Origin of the sequence: Mesorhizobium sp. M1B.F.Ca.ET.045.04.1.1 (genome assembly GCF_003952465.1) — a bacterium.
In the GTDB taxonomy this organism is placed as follows: domain Bacteria; phylum Pseudomonadota; class Alphaproteobacteria; order Rhizobiales; family Rhizobiaceae; genus Mesorhizobium; species Mesorhizobium shonense.
The window spans coordinates 4338183-4356006 of record NZ_CP034448.1; the positions used below are offsets into that span (position 1 = coordinate 4338183).

General features: G+C 63.4%; 17 protein-coding genes. 5 read left to right on the forward strand and 12 right to left on the reverse strand.

Annotated elements, in window-relative coordinates; all coding sequences use genetic code 11:
- Window positions 1–43: 43 nt before the first annotated feature.
- Complete coding sequence (locus EJ071_RS21360; protein ID WP_126099653.1) at window positions 44–1423, forward strand: aspartate aminotransferase family protein; 1380 nt, start codon at window positions 44–46, stop codon at window positions 1421–1423.
- A 408-nt stretch (window positions 1424–1831) separates the two neighbouring features.
- Here the strand turns inward: EJ071_RS21360 and mmsB are convergent, their stop codons facing one another.
- The 3 genes from mmsB to EJ071_RS21380 form a co-directional block, all read right to left on the reverse strand.
- Complete coding sequence (mmsB, locus tag EJ071_RS21370) at window positions 1832–2716, reverse strand: 3-hydroxyisobutyrate dehydrogenase (protein ID WP_126099655.1); 885 nt, start codon at window positions 2714–2716, stop codon at window positions 1832–1834.
- Window positions 2717–2790: 74 nt separating this feature from the next.
- Window positions 2791–3159 (reverse strand): four helix bundle protein, encoded by a 369-nt coding sequence (locus tag EJ071_RS21375; protein ID WP_126099656.1) that lies wholly within the window; start codon window positions 3157–3159, stop codon window positions 2791–2793.
- Between the two features lie 90 nt (window positions 3160–3249).
- Entirely contained in the window at window positions 3250–4419 is a 1170-nt protein-coding gene (locus EJ071_RS21380; RefSeq protein ID WP_126099657.1) for an isobutyryl-CoA dehydrogenase, read from the reverse strand.
- A 138-nt stretch (window positions 4420–4557) separates the two neighbouring features.
- Here EJ071_RS21380 and EJ071_RS21385 point away from each other — a divergent pair, with 138 nt between their 5' ends.
- The 3 genes from EJ071_RS21385 to EJ071_RS21395 all read left to right on the forward strand — a co-directional run bounded on the left by EJ071_RS21385 (window position 4558) and on the right by EJ071_RS21395 (window position 7838).
- Window positions 4558–5163 carry a dimethylsulfonioproprionate lyase family protein gene (locus EJ071_RS21385; RefSeq protein WP_126099658.1) on the forward strand — a complete coding sequence of 202 codons (606 nt, stop codon included), beginning with the start codon at window positions 4558–4560 and terminating at the stop codon, window positions 5161–5163.
- The gene (locus EJ071_RS21390) at window positions 5163–6638 is read left to right on the forward strand and encodes a cobyric acid synthase (protein ID WP_126099659.1); all 1476 of its coding nucleotides are present in this window, start codon (window positions 5163–5165) and stop codon (window positions 6636–6638) included. Before EJ071_RS21385 ends, EJ071_RS21390 begins: the two co-directional genes overlap by 1 nt.
- A 273-nt stretch (window positions 6639–6911) precedes the next feature.
- Entirely contained in the window at window positions 6912–7838 is a 927-nt protein-coding gene (locus tag EJ071_RS21395) for an IS110 family transposase (RefSeq protein ID WP_245460308.1), read from the forward strand.
- 183 nt (window positions 7839–8021) lie between these two features.
- Here EJ071_RS21395 and EJ071_RS21400 read toward each other — a convergent pair whose 3' ends face one another.
- From EJ071_RS21400 to EJ071_RS21415, 4 genes are all read right to left on the reverse strand, one after another.
- On the reverse strand, window positions 8022–8441 hold the full coding sequence (locus tag EJ071_RS21400; RefSeq protein ID WP_126099661.1) for a VOC family protein: 420 nt from the start codon (window positions 8439–8441) through the stop codon (window positions 8022–8024).
- 191 nt (window positions 8442–8632) lie between these two features.
- Window positions 8633–9466: a helix-turn-helix transcriptional regulator gene (locus tag EJ071_RS21405; RefSeq protein ID WP_126099662.1), complete on the reverse strand. Its 834-nt coding sequence runs from the start codon at window positions 9464–9466 to the stop codon at window positions 8633–8635.
- Window positions 9467–9549: 83 nt separating this feature from the next.
- Complete coding sequence (locus EJ071_RS21410; protein WP_126099663.1) at window positions 9550–9720, reverse strand: hypothetical protein; 171 nt, start codon at window positions 9718–9720, stop codon at window positions 9550–9552.
- Between the two features lie 50 nt (window positions 9721–9770).
- On the reverse strand, window positions 9771–10556 hold the full coding sequence (locus EJ071_RS21415) for a TSUP family transporter (RefSeq protein WP_126099664.1): 786 nt from the start codon (window positions 10554–10556) through the stop codon (window positions 9771–9773).
- A 107-nt stretch (window positions 10557–10663) separates the two neighbouring features.
- On the opposite strand from EJ071_RS21415, the gene EJ071_RS21420 reads away from it, so the two are divergent.
- Window positions 10664–11095, forward strand: a complete 432-nt coding sequence (locus EJ071_RS21420) for a TerB family tellurite resistance protein (protein ID WP_126099665.1) — start codon at window positions 10664–10666, stop codon at window positions 11093–11095.
- 15 nt (window positions 11096–11110) lie between these two features.
- Here EJ071_RS21420 and EJ071_RS21425 read toward each other — a convergent pair whose 3' ends face one another.
- The 5 genes from EJ071_RS21425 to EJ071_RS21445 all read right to left on the reverse strand — a co-directional run bounded on the left by EJ071_RS21425 (window position 11111) and on the right by EJ071_RS21445 (window position 17662).
- The gene (locus tag EJ071_RS21425) at window positions 11111–12733 is read right to left on the reverse strand and encodes a dipeptide ABC transporter ATP-binding protein (RefSeq protein ID WP_126099666.1); all 1623 of its coding nucleotides are present in this window, start codon (window positions 12731–12733) and stop codon (window positions 11111–11113) included.
- The gene (locus EJ071_RS21430; protein WP_126099667.1) at window positions 12730–13599 is read right to left on the reverse strand and encodes an ABC transporter permease; all 870 of its coding nucleotides are present in this window, start codon (window positions 13597–13599) and stop codon (window positions 12730–12732) included. The genes EJ071_RS21425 and EJ071_RS21430 overlap by 4 nt, the downstream gene beginning before the upstream one ends.
- Window positions 13596–14543: an ABC transporter permease gene (locus tag EJ071_RS21435; RefSeq protein WP_126099668.1), complete on the reverse strand. Its 948-nt coding sequence runs from the start codon at window positions 14541–14543 to the stop codon at window positions 13596–13598. Before EJ071_RS21435 ends, EJ071_RS21430 begins: the two co-directional genes overlap by 4 nt.
- 244 nt (window positions 14544–14787) lie before the next feature.
- Complete coding sequence (locus tag EJ071_RS21440; RefSeq protein ID WP_126099669.1) at window positions 14788–16266, reverse strand: ABC transporter substrate-binding protein; 1479 nt, start codon at window positions 16264–16266, stop codon at window positions 14788–14790.
- Window positions 16267–16384: 118 nt separating this feature from the next.
- Entirely contained in the window at window positions 16385–17662 is a 1278-nt protein-coding gene (locus EJ071_RS21445; RefSeq protein WP_126099670.1) for an acetylornithine deacetylase/succinyl-diaminopimelate desuccinylase family protein, read from the reverse strand.
- Window positions 17663–17824: the final 162 nt, after the last annotated feature.

The window sequence follows — 17824 nt, forward strand, 5'->3', positions numbered from 1 at the left end:
CCCCGGCAGCTGCCGGATTGATTCAAGAGGAAAGATCAAACCTATGACTTATCAGAACTATTCGCTGAAGCAGCTTCAGCAGATCGATGCCGCGCATCACCTTCATCCCTTCACCGACCACAAGGAACTGCGCGAGGCAGGCTCGCGCATCATCACCCGCGCCGATGGCCCGTTCATCTACGATTCGGAAGGATCGGAGATCCTCGACGGCATGGCGGGCCTGTGGTGCGTCAATGTCGGCTACGGCCGCGACGAGCTGGCGGACGCCGCTTATGCGCAGATGAAGGAACTGCCTTACTACAATTCCTTCTTCAAATGCTCGACGCCGACGCCGGTGCTGTTGTCGAAGAAGCTGGCCGAACTGGCGCCCAAGCATGTCGGCCAGGTCTTCTACGGCTCGTCCGGTTCGGAGGCCAACGACACGGCGCTGCGGCTCGTTCGCCACTATTGGGCGCTCGAAGGCAAGCCGGAGAAGAACCGCATCATCTCGCGCAAGATGGGCTATCACGGCTCGACGATCGCCGGCACCTCGCTCGGCGGCATGGAGCCGATGCATAAGCAGCTCGGCGGCGCCGTGCCCAACATCGTCCATGTGATGATGCCCTATGCCTATGAGCTCGCGCTGCCCGGCGAAAGCGACCATGATTTCGGCGTCCGCGCGGCCAAGGCGGTGGAGGACGCGATCCTCGAAGCCGGCGCCGACAAAGTCGCCGCCTTCATCGGCGAGCCGGTGATGGGCGCGGGCGGAGTGAAGATCCCACCGATGAGCTATTGGCCGGAGGTGCAGCGCATCTGCCGCAAATACGATGTGCTCTTGATGCTCGACGAGGTCATCACCGGCTATGGCCGCACCGGCGAATGGTTCGCAGCGCAGACGTTCGATGTAGAGCCCGACGCCATCACCACGGCCAAGGCGCTGACCTCTGGCTACCAGCCGCTATCGGCGCTGCTGGTCGGCGACCGCATCAGCAAGACGCTGGTCGAGAAGGGCGGCGAGTTCTATCACGGCTACACCTATTCCGGTCATCCGGTGGCATGCGCGGTGGCGCTGAAGAACCTCGAGATCATCGAGCGGGAGGGCCTGGTCGAGCGCGTCAGGACCGACACCGGTCCCTATTTCGCGCAGGCGCTGCAGGAGCGCATCGCCGGCCACAGGCTGGTCGGCGAGGTGCGCTCGATCGGCTTGATGGGGGCGATCGAGATCGTCAAGGACAAGGCGACCAAGGAACGCTTCTTGCCGTCGGGCAGTGCCGCCGTCATCGTGCGCGACCATGCGATCGCGCAAGGCATGATGCTGCGCGCGACCGGCGACACGATGATCCTGTCGCCGCCGCTGATCTGGACGCGCGGCACGATCGACATGGCCTGCGAGCGCATCGCCAAGGCGCTCGATCTTGCCGAGGCGGACCTACGCAAGCGCTGAGCGAGGCGACCCTGGCATCTAGGGGGCGAAGGAGCGTTGCGGAATGATATCCGTAGCGATCCTGCGCGCCCCCCTCTGTCCTGTCGGCGACTCTATGCCATCGCGGCAAACTGACCGAGCGGCGTTATCAACGATGTCTGCGAGAAAGAGTGCGTAAACGCAAAAACCGCGCCCCAACGGGAACGCGGCTTTGCCAGATACGCATGGCGCTTCGCTACGAGAGACTTGCGAAACTTACGGGCTCCGGCACGCGAGACCTAATCCGGAGCGCCGGGCGGTTGCGATGTCCGCCTCGCAGCCCGTTTTAAAGACACATCGTTACCGGTGGGTTATCGAGAACTTAAGCAAATCTAAATTTGCCGGCTTTGTGTCGAAAAAATCCGCTGATAAACCTGTGAAAGCAATGATTTAGCTTTTGTCGCCGCGCAGGAAATTAATAATGCCGGAAAAATCGACACCGGCATTCCCTTGCGCATTGAACAGCGCGTAGAGCTGCGTCGCCTCGGCGCCGAGAGGCGTGACGGCGCCGGCGCTTTGCGCGGCTTCCTGCGACAGTTTCAGGTCCTTCAGCATCAGCGCTGCGGCAAAGCCTGGCTTGTAGTCGCGGTTTGCAGGAGATGCCGGAACAGGACCGGGCACGGGGCAATAAGTGGTGAGCGACCAGCACTGGCCGGAGGAGGTGGAAGCCACGTCGAACAGCGCCTGGTGCGACAAGCCAAGCTTTTCAGCCAGCACGAAGGCTTCAGCGACACCGATCATCGAGATGCCAAGAATCATGTTGTTGCAGATCTTGGCGGCCTGACCGGCGCCGTCGCCGCCGCAATGGACAATGCGGCCGCCCATCGGCTTCAGGATCGGTTCGGCGGCGGCAAAAGCCGCGTCCGAGCCGCCGGCCATGAAGGTCAGCGTGCCGGCCGCAGCACCGCCAGTGCCGCCGGAGACCGGAGCGTCGATCGAGGGCAGGTTATGCCGGGCGGCAATAGCATGCGCCTTGCGCGCCGATTCGACATCGATGGTCGAGGAATCGATGAGCAACGCGCCTTTCTTCGCCTTGGGCGCGATGTCCTCGTAAACCGACAGCACATGCTTGCCGGCAGGCAGCATGGTGATCACCACATCGGCATCCTTCACTGCGGCGACGGCATTGGCCATGACGGTGACGCCATGCTCTTTCGCAATAGTCAGGTTCTCTGGAACTAGATCGAAGCCGTTAACAACGTGCCCCGCCTTTACGAGATTGGCAGCCATCGGATTGCCCATGTTGCCCAGGCCGATGAAGGCGATCGTCGTCATAGTAGTACTCCGTGATTTGGGCAGTAGGCAGTAGGCAGCAGGCAGTAGGCAGTAGGCAGTAGGCAGTAGGGGGTCTATTCAGGTGCGAGTTTGATAATAAGCTGGCGAAGCATTTTTCCGATGGCTTCTGTGGCTGACAGCATATGATGGACCTCATTACGAGTGGCCAGGCCGATGCGTTCAGCGATCTGGAGATGCGTCTCAAGCTCCTTTAGAGAGCCTTGGGCTATCCTGAGAAACTGTTGGTAAGAGCCGGTGTTGTCTCGGCCGTAACCTTCCGCAATGTTTGCAGGGATAGACGTGGCTGAGCGGCGAACTTGGCTGGTCAGCCCATACAATTCCTCTTTTGGCCATGCCTTGGTCAAGGAGTAGGTCGCGACAGCCAAATCCATGGCCTGCTGCCAGACGATCAAATCCTTGTACGAGTTGATCTTGCCGGTCATCTTTCCCTACTGCCTACTGCCTACTGCCTACTGCCTACTGCCTACTGCCTACTGCCTACTGCCTACTGCCTACTGCCTACTGCCTACTGCCTACTGCCTACCAATCAGCGATCTCGCGATGATGACGCGCATGATCTCGTTGGTGCCTTCGAGGATCTGGTGGACGCGCAGGTCGCGCACCAGCTTCTCGATGCCGTAGTCGTGCAGGTAGCCATAGCCGCCATGCAGCTGCAGCGCTTCGTTGGCGACGTCGAAGCCGATATCGGTGACGAAGCGCTTGGCCATGGCCGACCATTTGCCGGCATCCGGCGCCTTGCGATCGAGCTTCGAGGCGGCGGCGTAGAGGAAGATGCGGGCTGCCTGCAGTTCCGTCTCCATGTCGGCCAGCCTGAACTGCAGCGCCTGGAACTGGTTGATCTTCGATCCGAAGGCCTTGCGCTCGGCGGTGTAGGCGAGCGCCTTGTCGAGGGCCGATTGCGCGCCGCCCAGCGAGCAGGCGGCGATGTTGAGCCGGCCGCCGTCGAGCCCGGCCATGGCGATGCCGAAGCCGGCGCCTTCCGTAGCAAGCAGATTTTCCGCCGGCACCTTGCAATCCTCGAAGATGACCTGGCGGGTCGACTGCATGTGCCAGCCCATCTTGTGCTCGTTGGCTCCGAAGGAGAGGCCGGGCGCGTCCTTGGGCACGACGAAGGTCGAAATGCCCTTCGGCCCGTCGCCGCCGCTGCGCGCCATGACGACGTAGAGGTCGCTGTCGCCTGCGCCCGAGATGAACTGCTTGGCGCCGTTCAGGACATAATCGCCGTCGCTCTTCACCGCGCGCGTCTTCAGCGCGGCGGCATCCGAGCCGGAGCCGGGCTCGGTCAGGCAATAGCTCGCCAGCCATTCCATCGAGGTCAGTTTCGGCAGGAAGCGCCGGCGCTGCTCGTCGCTGCCGAAGCGGTCGATCATCGAGGCCGCCATGTTGTGGATCGAGATGAAGGAGGAAAAGGCCGGATCGGCACGCGCCAGCGCCTCGAAGATCAGCACCGCGTCGAGCCGTCCCAGCGCCGAGCCGCCGACATCGTCCTTGACATAGATGCCGCCGAGGCCGAGCGGCCCGGTCTCGCGGATCACATCGGCGGGAAAGTGCTTTGCCCGATCCCAATCGAGCGCGTTCGGCGCGACGCGGTCGGCCGCGAAAGCCTCCGCCATCTCCTGGATGGCGCGCTGTTCCTCGGTGAGTTCGAATTGGCCAGTGCCCGCATCGACTGCCGCGTCCATGGCGTGCTCCCTGTCGCTTCAGGCCTTGTGGCCTGTCGTTTTTGGCTTTGCGCAACAATCAATCTAGACCAATGATGCCGCCGCGCAACCCGGCCGCCCGCGGACCGGCTGTGCGTGGATTGATCAACGGAGCCGTGCGTGCCGACAGTTTCCGATCAGTTGCTGGACCGGTTCCACTTCTATCTCGACGGTGCCGACAGCGCGCTGGTCGCGGATGCGGTCGCGCGCATCGACTGGGACATGCCCTCCCGTCCGCTCGAACCGCGTCCGCTAAGCTGCCTCCGCCATCTCGACCGCATCGCAGAGGCTGCGCCGCAGGGCGCGCGGCTGCTGGCGCGGTTCGTGGCCGACCATCGGGAGGAATTGCGCTGGGGGCAGACTTACACTGCCACCGATTTCGGCCAGGCCTTCATCGACAATTACGGCTGGCTGGAGGTGTTCGGCACGCGCGGGTATTTCGTCAACGACGCAGTTGCGGCCGGGCTGCTGATCCTCGGGCCTGACATCGTCTATCCCGACCATCACCACACCGCCGAGGAGATCTACATTCCGCTGACCGGCGGCACCGAATGGCGCATGGGCGAAGGCTGTTTTCGGGTTCGCGAGGCCGGCGAGGTCATCCACCACGCGTCCAATGTCAGTCACGCCATGCGCACGGGCAAGGAGCCATTGATGGCGCTCTATATCTGGCGGGATGGGCCGCTGGCACAGAAGTCGATCATCGGCTCGGAGGGCAGGAGCTGATGGCCAAGGCAATCATGCTACAGGGCACAGGCTCGGATGTCGGCAAGACGGTTCTCGTGGCGGGGCTCTGCCGGGCAGCGAAAAAGCGCGGGCTGAAGGTCAGGCCGTTCAAGCCGCAGAACATGTCGAACAACGCCGCCGTCGCCGATATTCCCGGCGACAACAAAGCCGGCGGCGGCGAGATCGGCCGCGGGCAGTGGCTGCAGGCGCTTGCCTGCGGGGTGACCCCGACCGTGCATATGAACCCGGTGCTGCTCAAGCCGCAGAGCGATATCGGCTCGCAAGTCGTGGTGCAGGGCAAGGTGTTCGGCGAGGCGCGGGCGCGCGATTACCAGGCGATGAAAGCCCGGCTGATGCACGCGGTGCTGGATTCCTGGGCGAAGGTCGGGGAGGGCGCCGATCTCGTCATCGTCGAGGGCGCCGGCTCGCCCGCCGAGATCAATCTCCGCAACCGCGACATCGCCAATATGGGCTTTGCGACGCGTGCCAATGTGCCGGTGGTGCTGGTCGGCGACATCGACCGCGGCGGCGTCATCGCCTCGGTCGCCGGCACGCATCTGATCCTGCCGGAGGAAGACCGACGCATGATCGTCGGCTACCTCATCAACAAGTTCCGCGGCGATGTCTCGCTGTTCGACGAAGGCATAAGCGCAATCGAGAAATTCACCGGCTGGCACTGCTTCGGCGTGGTGCCCTGGCTGAAGGCTGCCGCGCGGCTGCCGTCCGAGGATTCGGTCGTGCTCGAACGCCTCGCCTCCGGCGAGAAGCGGGCGCTGAAGGTGGCGGTGCCGATGCTTTCGCGCATCGCCAATTTCGACGATCTCGATCCGCTCAAGGCCGAGCCGCAGGTCGAGGTGGTGTTTGTGCCGCCGGGCAATAAGCTGCCGGAGGATGCCGGGCTGGTGGTCATCCCCGGCTCCAAATCGACCATCGGCGATCTGATAAAATTCCGCGAGAATGGCTGGGATCGCGACCTCATCGCCCATCGCAAGCGCGGCGGCCATGTGGTCGGTATTTGCGGCGGTTATCAGATGCTTGGCCGGAGGGTAGCCGATCCGGACGGCATCGAAGGCGGCGTCACCGAAGCGGAAGGCCTCGGCCTGCTCGACATCGAGACGGTGATGGAGCCGGAAAAGACGGTGCGTAATTCAAGCGCGCGTTCGGTGCAGTTCGGCCTGCCGCTCGAAGGCTATGAGATCCATCTCGGCCGCACCACCGGTCCTGACACGGCGAGACCGTCGGCGATCATCAACGGCGTCGAGGACGGCGCGACCTCCGCCGACGGCAAGGTCATCGGAACCTACCTGCACGGGCTGTTTTCGGCCGACGCTTTTCGCGCCGCTTATCTTGAGAGCCTGGGGGTCAAAGGAGGTGGCATCGACTACCGCGCCGAGGTCGAGAAGGCGCTGGACGAGGTTGCGACGGAACTGGAGAGGCATCTCGACTGCGACGCGATTTTTGCGCTCGCGCGATAGACCTCTCATCAACACGTCTGAGATTGGCGAAAACGCTCATTGGGTCGTCATTCTATGGCGGAGCAAGGAGCGAAGCGACGCGGCGCAGACCATAGAATCCTGTGTGTTGGTTCTGGTGTATGGTTGAAGTGGGAAGGAGACCGAGTGGATCCTGGTCGTCCTTTCGGACAGGCCGTGGCATGGCCCGGTCCCTTCCCACCGGTGAACCATCAACCTGAACAGTTGCACGGGGCTGTTCCAAGCAGACCCCGCACCACAGGAAGAGGCGTGGACATGATAATGCAGAACTATGTCGGCTGCGACATCTCAAAGCAGTGGCTGGACTTTTTTGATGAGGCAAGCGGCCGTTTCCGGCGCATCGACAATCAGGCCGACGCGATCGCGGCCTATGTGGCGGGCCTTGATCCCAGTCGGGACTTTGTCGTCATGGAGGCGACGGGGGTGCATGACCGGCTGCTGCGCCATGCGCTGGCCAAGGCCGGCGTGCCGTTCTCGCGGCACAACCCGGCCCATACCCACCACTATGCCAAGTCGACGAGACGGCGCGCCAAGACCGATCCTCTCGATGCCAGGATGCTGAGCGACTACGGCCGTCGCTATCACCCTGAGGCCGAGCCGGCGCCGAGCGAAGAAGTCGAGCGGCTTCAATCGCTTGCCGGCCACCGCGATCACCTGGTCAATATGCGGGCAACGGCGAAGAAGCACCTCGCCGAGGCCTTCAATGAGATCGTCATTGCCGATCTGGAAGAAACGATCGCTCACTTCGACACGCGCATCAAGGCGCTCGAGAGCCTGATTGCCGAAGTCATTCGTCAAAACCAGGGCACCGCTCGCGACCATGCGCTGATGGTCTCCGTGCCCGGTGTCTCCAAGGTCGGCGCGCTCTCGCTGCTGGCGCTCCTGCCCGAGCTCGGCCAGCGCTCACCCAAGGCGATCGCCGCGCTCGTCGGCCTTGCCCCGTTCGACAACAAGAGCGGCAAGCTCACACGCAGGAGCCAGATCCAGGGCGGGCGATCACGCGTGCGCCGCGCCCTCTACATGGCAGCCCTCACAGCCATCAGAACCTGTGACCGGTTCAAGTCCTTCTATACCGCACTTGCCGCCCGATCAGGCTCCAAGAAACTTGCTATCATCGCCGTAGCAAGGAAGCTCCTGGTCGTCCTCAACGCCATCATCCGCGACAAAACCGCATTCGCATGAACACAGTTGCCATTCCGTGACCTTAAGGCGTTGCAACCGCGCAGAATTCTGCTCCGCTGCATTCCTCGGCGAAAGTAGCGGAATGGATCCTCGGGTCTGCGCGACGGAGCTTCGCTCCTGCTTCGCCCGTGGATGACGAAGTTGGGATGCTTTCGCCAACCTTCAGCGTCGGTGCTGAGGGTTTCAAGCCTTCTCCCTGGCCTTCGGCCAATAGGTGCCGAAGGACCAGACATTGCCTTCCGGGTCGAGGCAGATGAACTCGCGGCTGCCGTAGTCGCGGTCGACCAATTCCTGAATGATCTGGGCGCCGGCCTTCTTCGCCTTGGCATAGGCGGCGTCGGCGTCATCGACGGCAATGTAGGTCGACTTGCCGCCACCGCCGCCAGGCTCGCCGACCATCTTGCCGTAGTCGTCGTCGCGGGCGGTGCCGAGCATGATCATCGAGGACCCGAAGGTAAGCTCGGCGTGATGGACGATGTCGCCTTCGCCGTAGCGGGCGCGCACCTCGAAGCCGAAGGCGTCGCACAGCCAGTCGATCATCTTGGCCGCGTTCCTGTAGCGCAGGGCGGGATAGATGCGAGGTGCTTCCGTTGCCGTGGGCATGACAAACTCCCTGATGACTTGATGGAAGCCAGTCTCAGGCAAAAGCATTCCGGCGTCTTGAAGAAATGTTACCTGCCGCAGCGGACGCTAAAGCGCGTCGCGATCTTTCAGATTCGCTCCGTGCGCTTTAGGTTTTTGATTTTACGCATGTCTTTGTCCCGAAACCGGTTCCCACTTTCGGGAGACATGCTTTAAGCCAGTGCGGCGAGTGCCGTCGGCGTTTCGCCGGCGAGCTGACGAAACTCGCGCACCAGATGCGCCTGGTCGGCGTAGCCGCAATCGGCGGCGATGCCGGCCCAGTTGTCTTGTTGCCGCTTCGATAACGAAAGCGCACGGTTGAAGCGCACGATGCGCGACAATGTCTTTGGCCCGATGCCGATCGCTTCGGTGAATTTTGCCGCCAGATGCTTGCGGCTCCAGCCGATCTCTCCGGCAAGCGCCGAAATCCGGGTGCGGCCGCCCGACGCGATAACAGCCCCGTAGGCCCAGGCGACTTCGGAAGAAAGCCCGTTGGCCTCCGCAAGCCGGCTGGTCACGAAACCCTCGGCAATGGCAAAGCGCGTGTCCCAATCCGGTGCTTCGCCTAGCCGTTCGCGCAATGCGATGCCCTCGAAGCCCAGCGCATCGTCGAGGCCGACCATGCGGTCCTTCAATTCGCTCATCGGCAGGCCGAAGAATCGCCTGGCGCCAAGTGGCGTGAAATTCACCTGGACGCAGCAGGAGCCGCCGAAGGATTCGATCACGACGGGGCCGGCATAGAGGCCCGCCGCGAAGCTGGCAAAACGGTCGTTGTCGCCGGGATTCCGGCCGAGCCCGATGGCGAAGGCTTCGGCAAAACTGATCACCAGCGGCACGGTGAGCGAGGCATATTCGACGATGCGGAAATGGCCGGGCCAAATCTCGCGATAGCCGCAGACATCGGTGACAATGCCCGCGAGCGAAGCGGCGGGTTTGCGCCGGACCATCTCGAAATGGAGGGCCGGGGACTGATTGTCTTGTCTATGGCGCTCTGTCTCGTCGGACATGGCTCAAGCCTAGCAGACCGTGCCCTCAAATCAAAAGCGCCCGGCAGGGCCGGGCGCTTCGAGTTGCCGGAGATTTGGTGTGCTCAGGCGCCGCGCATCAGGCAGCCGGCGGCAAGCACGATGTAGGCGATGAGCATAATCCACACCGACGCGAGAGGAATGAACGCAAGAAGGCCAAGAGCGGCAAGAAGGCCGATGATGGCGATGACCAACGAAATAATGAACACGATCTGGGTGGGTGCACTGAGATTCATGTCTGTCCCTCCAACATGATTCGCACGCACGAACTCTACCAGCAGGATCGTCACACACCAATGAGTTGGCGTAGGGGATTGGCCGGGTCGGCAAGCAGCTTCACTGCCAGCGCCACGCAGACGATCACCAGCAGCGGCTTGATCAGGTTCGCGCCGATCTTGATGGCGAGGCTAGCGCCGACGCGTGCGCCGAGGAACTGCGCCACACCCATCATCAGGCCGATCTTCCAGTCGATGACGCCGACGGCGGCGAAGACGACGAAGCCGCCGATGTTGGAGGCGAAGTTGAGCAGCTTGGTGTGGGCGGTCGCCTTGAGCACGCCGTAGCCGGCAAGGCTGACGAAGGCGAGCATATAGAAGGAGCCGGCGCCGGGGCCGAAGAGGCCGTCATAGAAGCCGACCAGCGGCGGAATGATGAGGCCGAACAGGAACGGCGAGAGGCGTTCGGCGCGGTCGACATCGTTCATGTTGGGTTTGAAGGCGAAGTAGAGCGCGATCGCGATCAACAGAACCGGCAAAAGGGCGCGCAGGAAGTCGCCGGGCACCACCGTCGCCAGCAGGGCGCCGACGGCGCCGCCGACGAGCGCCAGCAGCGCGGACGGAAGCTGACGGCGCAGATCGACCTGGCCTTTGGCCGCATAGTGGATGGTGGCCGAACCGGAGCCGAACATGCCTTGCAGCTTGTTGGTGCCGAGGGCCGCGACGGGGGAGAAGCCCGCCAGAAGCAGCGCAGGGATGGTGATGAGGCCGCCGCCACCCGCAATCGAATCGACAAAGCCTGCCGCAAAAGCGGCGGCGGTGAGTATGAGGACGGTCTGGAGAGTAAGGTCGATCATCGGGCGGGGGGCTCTGCGAGGGAAGACGCAGCTTCCATCATGCCCGACCAGTTTGCGCAAGACCGATTCCACGCTAACAATCAGAGCGGAATCGCAAGGGGAGGCTTATGGCGATGGCGCTGCTGGACCAGATACGCTCGATCTTCGATGGCGACCCGGGCGTGCGCAAGGTGGCGGACGATCCGGTGCTGTCGGCGGAGCTTCTGATGCTGTTTCGCATGATCCTTGCCGACGGCGCGGTCTCGGAGAGCGAGATGGTCGCCTTCCGGCGCATCTGCAAGGAGGCCTTCGGCATCCCCGAAACCTCGATCGACAGTGTCATCGAATATCTCAACGATTTTGGCTACGAGACCAACGGCTCGCAGGCGATCGCCTTGTTCCGCGACCTCGACATCGAACGGCGCAAGCTGCTGGCACGCCATATGGCGGAGATCGCCAAGGCCGACGCCAAGCTTGCCGAAAGCGAGGTGAAGCTCCTGCGTCGCACGCTCGACCTGCTCGATATCAGCCCGGTCGATTTGGTGAAGCCCGCTGACTGAGAGCGAGCTAGCCGCTCAACCCTGTTCCTGCATGCGCCGCGCGATCGCACGGTGAAGATCGGGCGCAGCCGCGACCAGCGCCTGTGCCGCTTCCGAGCGTGGATTGTCGAGCACGTCGGTGGTCCTGCCGCGCTCGACGATCTTGCCCTCATGCATGACCAGCACCTCGTCCGATATGGCACGGGCAACCGTCAGGTCATGGGTGATAAAGAGATAGGCGATGCCGAGCTTCTGGTTGAGTTCGGCGAAGAGGTCGAGGATCTGGGCGCGGATCGAGACATCCAGCGCCGAGACCGGTTCGTCGGCGACCACCAGCTTCGGGCGGGTGATGATGGCGCGGGCAATCGACAGGCGCTGGCGCTGGCCGCCGGAGAATTCATGCGGATATTTGTCCATGTCGCGCTGCCCGAGCCCGACTTCGTCGAGCGCATGCGCGACCATCTCGCGGCGCTCGGCCCGGGCCGGCTGCTTTTCCAAGAGATGCAGCGGCTCGGCCACCAGCTTCTCGACCTTCTGGCGCGGGTCGAAGGAGCCGTAGGGATCCTGGAACACCACCTGCATGTCCCGCCGCGCCGGCTTCAGCGCCGCCTCCGCCTTGCCGGTGATGGTCTCGCCGCGAAAGCGGATCGCGCCGGCCGTCGGCTTGTCCAACGCCAGGATCATGCGGGCAAGGGTGGACTTGCCGCAGCCGGAACGGCCGACGAGCGCCACCGACTGAGCGGGCTCGATGGTCAGGGAGACATTGTCGACGGCGCGGATCGGCTCTGCTGATCGGAACAACGATTTGCGCCGGCCCGAATAATCCCGGCTGACGCCTTCAACTTCGAGCAGCGGCTTTGACGAGCCGGCGAGGTGCGTCTTAGGCCGCGCCGGCACATGCATGGAAGCCAGCGCCAGCTCGCGGGTGTAGGGGTGGTGCTGTGCCGACAGCGTGGACGCAGTGTCGCCGGCTTCCATCACCTCGCCGCGGCGCAGGATGGTCAGGCGGTCGGCCATCTCGGTCACCACCGCGAGGTCGTGCGAGATGAGCAGCAGGCCCATGCGGTTTTCGCTGACCAGCTCGCGCAACAAGTCGAGGATCTGCGCCTGCAGCACCACGTCGAGCGCCGTCGTCGGCTCGTCGGCGATCAGGAGCTTGGGCTTCAGCGCGCAGGCAATCGCGATGACGACGCGCTGGCGCTGGCCACCGGACAGTTCGTGCGGGTAGCGCGACAGCGGAAAGTTTGCCTCAGGCAGGCCGACGCGGTCGAGCATTTTACGCGCGCGGTCCTCGGCCTCCGCGCGGCCTGCCTTGGTGTGCCAGCGGATACCTTCGGCGACCTGCTCGCCGATGGTCTTGACCGGATTGAGCGCCGTCATCGGCTCCTGGAAAACCATGCCGATGTCGTCGCCGCGCAGCGCGCACATCTGGTCTTCGCTCGCGCCGAGGAGGTCGATGCCGTCGAAAGTGACGCGTCCCCCGGCGCGCGCCAGATGCGGCAGCAGCCGCATGATCGTCAGTGCGGTCATAGACTTGCCGGAGCCGGATTCGCCGACAAGGCCGACCACTTCGCCAGGCGCGATGGCGAGGTCGACTTCCTTCAGGATCGGCGTCTCGCCGATCGTCAGCGACAGGTTCTCGATATGGAGCAGGCTCATCGCTGCCGCCGCGATTTCGGATCGAGGATGTCGGCGATGCCGTCGCCGAGCAGGTTCAGCCCGAGCACGGTGACGACGATCGCCATGCCGGGAAAGATCGCCATCCAGGGCGCCGTCATCATGCGCGTCTGCGCGTCGAACAGCATGCGGCCCCAGCTCGGCATCGGCGGTTGCGCGCCCAAGCCGACATAGGACAGCCCGGCTTCGGCCAGGATGCCGAGCGCAAATTGGATGGTGCCCTGGACAAGCAGCAGCGTCGCGATGTTGGGCAGGATGTGTTCGACCGTGATCTCAGTCATGCCTTTGCCGGCGGCGCGGGCGGCAAGGATGAATTCGCGCGGCCAGATCGCCAAAGCGCCGGCGCGGGCGACGCGGGCGAAGACGGGGATGTTGAAGATGCCGATGGCGATGATGGCATTGACGGCGCCGGGGCCGAAGATGGCGGTGATCATGATCGCCGAGAGCAGCGCCGGGAAGGCGAAGACGAGGTCGTTGACGCGCATCAGCGCTTCGTCGGCAAGGCCGCCACGCGCGGCGGCAAAGGCGCCGAGCGGAACGCCGACGCCCATGCCGATGCCCACCGCCACCAGCGCCACGGCGATCGAGTTGCGGGCGCCGACCATGATCATCGACAGGATGTCGCGGCCGAAATGATCGGTGCCGAACCAGTGCGCCGGCGAGGGCGCCTGCGTCTTGTCGGCGATCACCAATCTGGTGACGTCGTAGGGCGTCCAGACGAAGGAGAGGAGCGCAACCGCGGCCACCAGCAGCGTGATGACGAAGCCGATCAGGAACGAGCGGTTGCGGAAGGCCTTGGCCAGAACCTCTGCAAGCGTTTCCTCGGGCAGGTCGACGCGCATGGTCATTGCCGGCCTCTCAGGCGTGGATCGACGACGGCATAGGAGAAGTCGACCAGCAGGTTGACGGCGATCACGGCGGCAACCAGGAGCATCACCACGCTCTCGACGACGATCAGGTCGCGCTGGGTGATCGCCTGGAACACCAGCCGTCCGAGCCCCGGCAGGTAGAAGACATTCTCGATGATGATGGTGCCTGCCAACAGGAAGGCGAATTGCAAGCCGAGGATGGTGAGCACCGGGATCATGGCGTTGCGCAGCGCGTGGCGCCAGAGCACGGCGCGGTAGGGCAGGCCCTTGGCGCGGGCGGTGCGGATATAGTCCTCGTTGAGCACCTCGATCAGCGCCGAGCGGGCAACGCGCGCCAGGATCGCCGCTTGCGGCAGGGCCAGAGCGACGGCCGGCAGCAGCAACGACTTAACCGCCGGCCAGATGCCTGCACCCCAACCTGGAAAACCGCCGGCCGGCACCAGCCGCAGCCACACGGCGAACAGATAGATCAGCATCAGCGCGAACCAGAAATTCGGCACGGCGACGCCGAGCTGGGCCGCGCCCATGGCAAGCGTGTCGCCAGCCCGGCCTTGCCGGCCGGCGGAGAACAGGCCGACCGGAATGGCGATGATCGTCGACAGCGCCAGCGGGATCAGCGCCAGCGGCAGGGAAACGACGACGCGTTCGCGCACGAGGTCGATGACGGGAACCGAATAGGTGTAGGAGCGGCCGAAATCGAGGCTGAGCAGGCCGCCCGCCCAATGCAGGTAGCGCAGGACAAGCGGCGCGTTGAGCCCCATCTGGTTGCGCAGCAGCTCGACCTGGTCGGCGCTGGCGTTGAAGCCCAGCATCAGGCGCGCCGGGTCGCCAGGGAGGATTTCCATCACCGCGAAAACCACCATCGAGGCCAGCACCAGCGTGATGGCCGCGATAATGAGACGTTTTACGAGGTAGGCGGTCATGGGAAGCCTGCGGCCTTTGCGCTCGCAAAGGCCTGGCAAAGGTTTCGTTCCTTCACACCCCCCTCTGTCCTGCCGGACATCTCCCCCGCAAGGGGGGAGATTGTGCTCTTGCAACGGCTCTCGCCAATCGCCAACGTTGCAGGACTGGCGGCAAGGGTGAAGTTGCTAATCTCCCCCCTTGTGGGGGAGATGCCCGGCAGGGCAGAGGGGGGTGTGACGGAGCGCAAAGTTCGCCTTTAGGCCGTCAATCCGTCCACTTCACCTTGGTCAGATCGTTGGCCTGGATCGGTGCATTCTCCCACAGGCCTTGCAGCTTGGCGTCCCAGACGCCGACCTTCGGCAGCTCGTACAGGAAGCCGACCACGGCGTCGTCTGCCAGGATCTTCTGCGCTTCGCCGAGCAGTTGTTTGCGCTTGGCTTCGTCGGAGGTGAGGTTGAGGTCGGCGATGATCTTGTCGAAGGTCTGGTTGTCGTAGTTGAAGTAATAGTCCTTGCGCGAATAGATATCGATGTCGTTCGGCTCGGTATGCGAGACGATGGTCAGGTCATAGTCCTTCTTGGTGAAGACCTGATCCAGCCACTGCGCCCATTCGACCGGAATGATCTCCAGGTCGATGCCGACTTCGCGCAGCTCGGAGGCGATGATCTCGCCACCGAGTCGCGCATAGGAAGGCGGCGGCAGCTTCAGCGTTGCCTTGAAGCCGTTTTCGAGACCGGCTTCCTTGAGCAGTTCCTTGGCTTTGTCGACATTGTGCGGATAGAGGCCGGTGAGATCCACATAATCCTTGTTGGCGGGCGACATATGCGAGCCGATCGGCACGCCGAGGCCCGCCGAAGCGCCGTCGATGATCGCCTTGCGGTCGAGCGCGAAGGAGATCGCCTGCCTGACCTGCAGCTTGTCGAAGGGCGGCTTCTTGTTGTTGATCGAAAGAATCGTCTCGCCTTCGGTCGCGCCGATCACCACCTTGAAACGCGGGTCGTCCTTGACCTGGGAGACGCTGTCCGGATCGAAGAAGGGAAAGGCCTGGATGTCGCCGGAGAGCAGCGCCGGCACGGCGGCGGCGGCGTCCGGAACAATGCGGAACTCGACCTTGTCGAGGAACACCGGCGCGCCCCAATAATTGTCGGCCTTCACAAGCGTGATCGATGAGCCCTTGGCCCAGTTCTGGAACTTGAAGGGGCCTGTGCCGATCGGCTTTTCCTTGTTGGCGTCGGCCGATTTCGGCGACACGATCACCGCGTCGCCCCAGCCCATATTGTAGAGGAGGGAGCCTTGCGGGTTCTTCAGCGTCACCTTGACGGTGGCCGGGTCGACGACGTCGACCTTGTCGATCTGCGCGAACAGGCCCTTTTGCGCATTGACCGAATTGTCCGCGCGGGCGCGGTCGAGCGAGAATTTCACGTCGTCAGCGCTGAAGTCGCTGCCGTCGTGGAATTTGACGCCGGTGTGCAGCTTGAAAGTGTAAGTCTTGCCGTCATCCGAGATGGTCCAGCTTTCGGCAAGGTCGGGTAGAACCTCGCCGTTCGGGCCGACGCGGGTGAGGCCCTCGAAGACATTGGCGTAGAGCACTTCGTCGATCGCGGCGGCGGCGCCGGCGGTCGGATCGAGATGCGGGGGTTCGAGCGGAATACCGATGACGAGATCGGTGCGCGCCGCAAACGCCGACGCGGCGGCGGCGAATGACAGCACGGCCGCGGCGAAAATGGTCTTCCACAATTTCATCGCTGAACTCCCATGGGCTGAGATTTTGCGCAAACCCGGCGGATAGAAGCCTGATTTGCCTTGCGAGTAAATTGCGTTTCGTGCTGCCGGGCAGCGCCGGGAGAAATGTTTTTCCTGATCAATCAGCCGTACCGCGCAGCAGCACGTTGAGGCCGATCGCCATGACCTTGGCCGATTCCACCATGTCGGCGATACCGACCCACTCATCCGGCCGGTGGGCGAGATCGAGAATGCCGGGGCCGTAGGCAATGCAGTCGTAGATGTGGCCGATGCGGGCGACGTGCTTCTGGTCATAGGTGCCGGGCGAGATCACGTAGTCCGGCTCGCGGTCGAAGATTTCCATGATGCCTTGCGCGACAGCCTTCACCACCGGCGCGTCGCGCTCTGTCATCAGCGGCAGCACTTCCATCAGGTCGCGGATTTCGTAGTCGAATTTCTTCCGCTCGCGCTTCAACCGTTCGAGGATGCCGGTGACTTCGCCCTTGACCGTGGCCAGCTCTTCCTCGAGCAGGAAGCGGCGGTCGATGGTCAGCCGGCAGGAATCCGGCACGTTGGGCGAGGGCAGTCCCGGCCGGAAATCCTCGGTCTGGCCGCCATGAATCGAATTGATGTTCATGGTCGAGCGCCTGGCGCCCTCGGGCACCACCGGCATGCGCGTCACCTTGCGGTCGAGCGCCGGGAAGAGTTCGTCCTCGAAGGCCTGCAGCACGGCGCCCATATGGCGCACCGCATTGTCGCCGAGGAACGGCATCGAGCCATGCGCGATCTCGCCTTTGGTTTCTATTTCGGCCCACCAGACGCCGCGATGACCAAGGCAGATGCGGTCCTTGTTCAGCGGCTCCGGAATGATGACGTGGTCGACCTTCGGCTTCGAGAAATAGCCGAGCTTGGCCAGATGCGCGACACCGCCGAAGCCGCCGGACTCCTCGTCGACCGTGCCCGATATCTCGATGGCGCCGGGAAAGTCGGGATAGACCTCCATGAACGCTTCGGCGGCGACGACTGAAGCGGCGAGCCCGCCCTTCATGTCGCAGGCGCCGCGGCCATAGACCCTGCCGTCCTTCACCAGGCCGGCGAAGGGGTCGACCGTCCAGCCTTCGCCGGCCTCGACCACATCGATATGCGAGTTGAAATGCACGCAGGCTCCGGGCGAGCGGCCTTTGAGCCGGGCGACGACGTTGACGCGCGGGTAGCGGTCGGTGTCGCCGGGCGTGCCTTCGGCGCGGATGAACTCGGTCTCGAAGCCGAGCTTCCTCATGCGGGCGCCAAGATATTCTGCGCATGGCCGATAGGCCTCGCCGGGCGGATTGACGGTCGGAAAGCGGATCAGGTCGGCGGTCAGCGCGACCAGGTCGTCGACCCGGTCATCAATGGCCTTGAGGAGTCGTTCATTCATGCGGCGGATTGAAGGAGGAACTCGGTGCTTTTGCAAGCAACCAGTCGCTCATTGCCACATAACGGTCGCGTATGGCCCAAGACCGGCTAAACCTTCGGGCGTGCGTGTCGTGCCGGCAACTATGGCGGGAAAATCATTCAAATTCGCCGCATCGGATTGGCG

Excerpts from the sequence above, each read along its gene's own strand:
- mmsB (WP_126099655.1), bottom strand. The coding sequence starts at position 2,716 with ATGACGACGATCGCCTTCATCGGCCTGGGCAACATGGGCAATCCGATG.
- EJ071_RS21435 (WP_126099668.1), bottom strand. The coding sequence starts at position 14,543 with ATGACCGCCTACCTCGTAAAACGTCTCATTATCGCGGCCATCACGCTG.
- EJ071_RS21405 (WP_126099662.1), bottom strand. The coding sequence starts at position 9,466 with ATGTCCGACGAGACAGAGCGCCATAGACAAGACAATCAGTCCCCGGCC.
- EJ071_RS21420 (WP_126099665.1), top strand. The coding sequence starts at position 10,664 with ATGGCGATGGCGCTGCTGGACCAGATACGCTCGATCTTCGATGGCGAC.
- EJ071_RS21375 (WP_126099656.1), bottom strand. The coding sequence starts at position 3,159 with ATGACCGGCAAGATCAACTCGTACAAGGATTTGATCGTCTGGCAGCAG.
- EJ071_RS21410 (WP_126099663.1), bottom strand. The coding sequence starts at position 9,720 with ATGAATCTCAGTGCACCCACCCAGATCGTGTTCATTATTTCGTTGGTC.
- EJ071_RS21430 (WP_126099667.1), bottom strand. The coding sequence starts at position 13,599 with ATGACCATGCGCGTCGACCTGCCCGAGGAAACGCTTGCAGAGGTTCTG.
- EJ071_RS21440 (WP_126099669.1), bottom strand. The coding sequence starts at position 16,266 with ATGAAATTGTGGAAGACCATTTTCGCCGCGGCCGTGCTGTCATTCGCC.
- EJ071_RS21380 (WP_126099657.1), bottom strand. The coding sequence starts at position 4,419 with ATGGACGCGGCAGTCGATGCGGGCACTGGCCAATTCGAACTCACCGAG.
- EJ071_RS21395 (WP_245460308.1), top strand. The coding sequence starts at position 6,912 with ATGATAATGCAGAACTATGTCGGCTGCGACATCTCAAAGCAGTGGCTG.
- EJ071_RS21425 (WP_126099666.1), bottom strand. The coding sequence starts at position 12,733 with ATGAGCCTGCTCCATATCGAGAACCTGTCGCTGACGATCGGCGAGACG.
- EJ071_RS21400 (WP_126099661.1), bottom strand. The coding sequence starts at position 8,441 with ATGCCCACGGCAACGGAAGCACCTCGCATCTATCCCGCCCTGCGCTAC.
- EJ071_RS21390 (WP_126099659.1), top strand. The coding sequence starts at position 5,163 with ATGGCCAAGGCAATCATGCTACAGGGCACAGGCTCGGATGTCGGCAAG.
- EJ071_RS21415 (WP_126099664.1), bottom strand. The coding sequence starts at position 10,556 with ATGATCGACCTTACTCTCCAGACCGTCCTCATACTCACCGCCGCCGCT.
- EJ071_RS21360 (WP_126099653.1), top strand. The coding sequence starts at position 44 with ATGACTTATCAGAACTATTCGCTGAAGCAGCTTCAGCAGATCGATGCC.
- EJ071_RS21445 (WP_126099670.1), bottom strand. The coding sequence starts at position 17,662 with ATGAATGAACGACTCCTCAAGGCCATTGATGACCGGGTCGACGACCTG.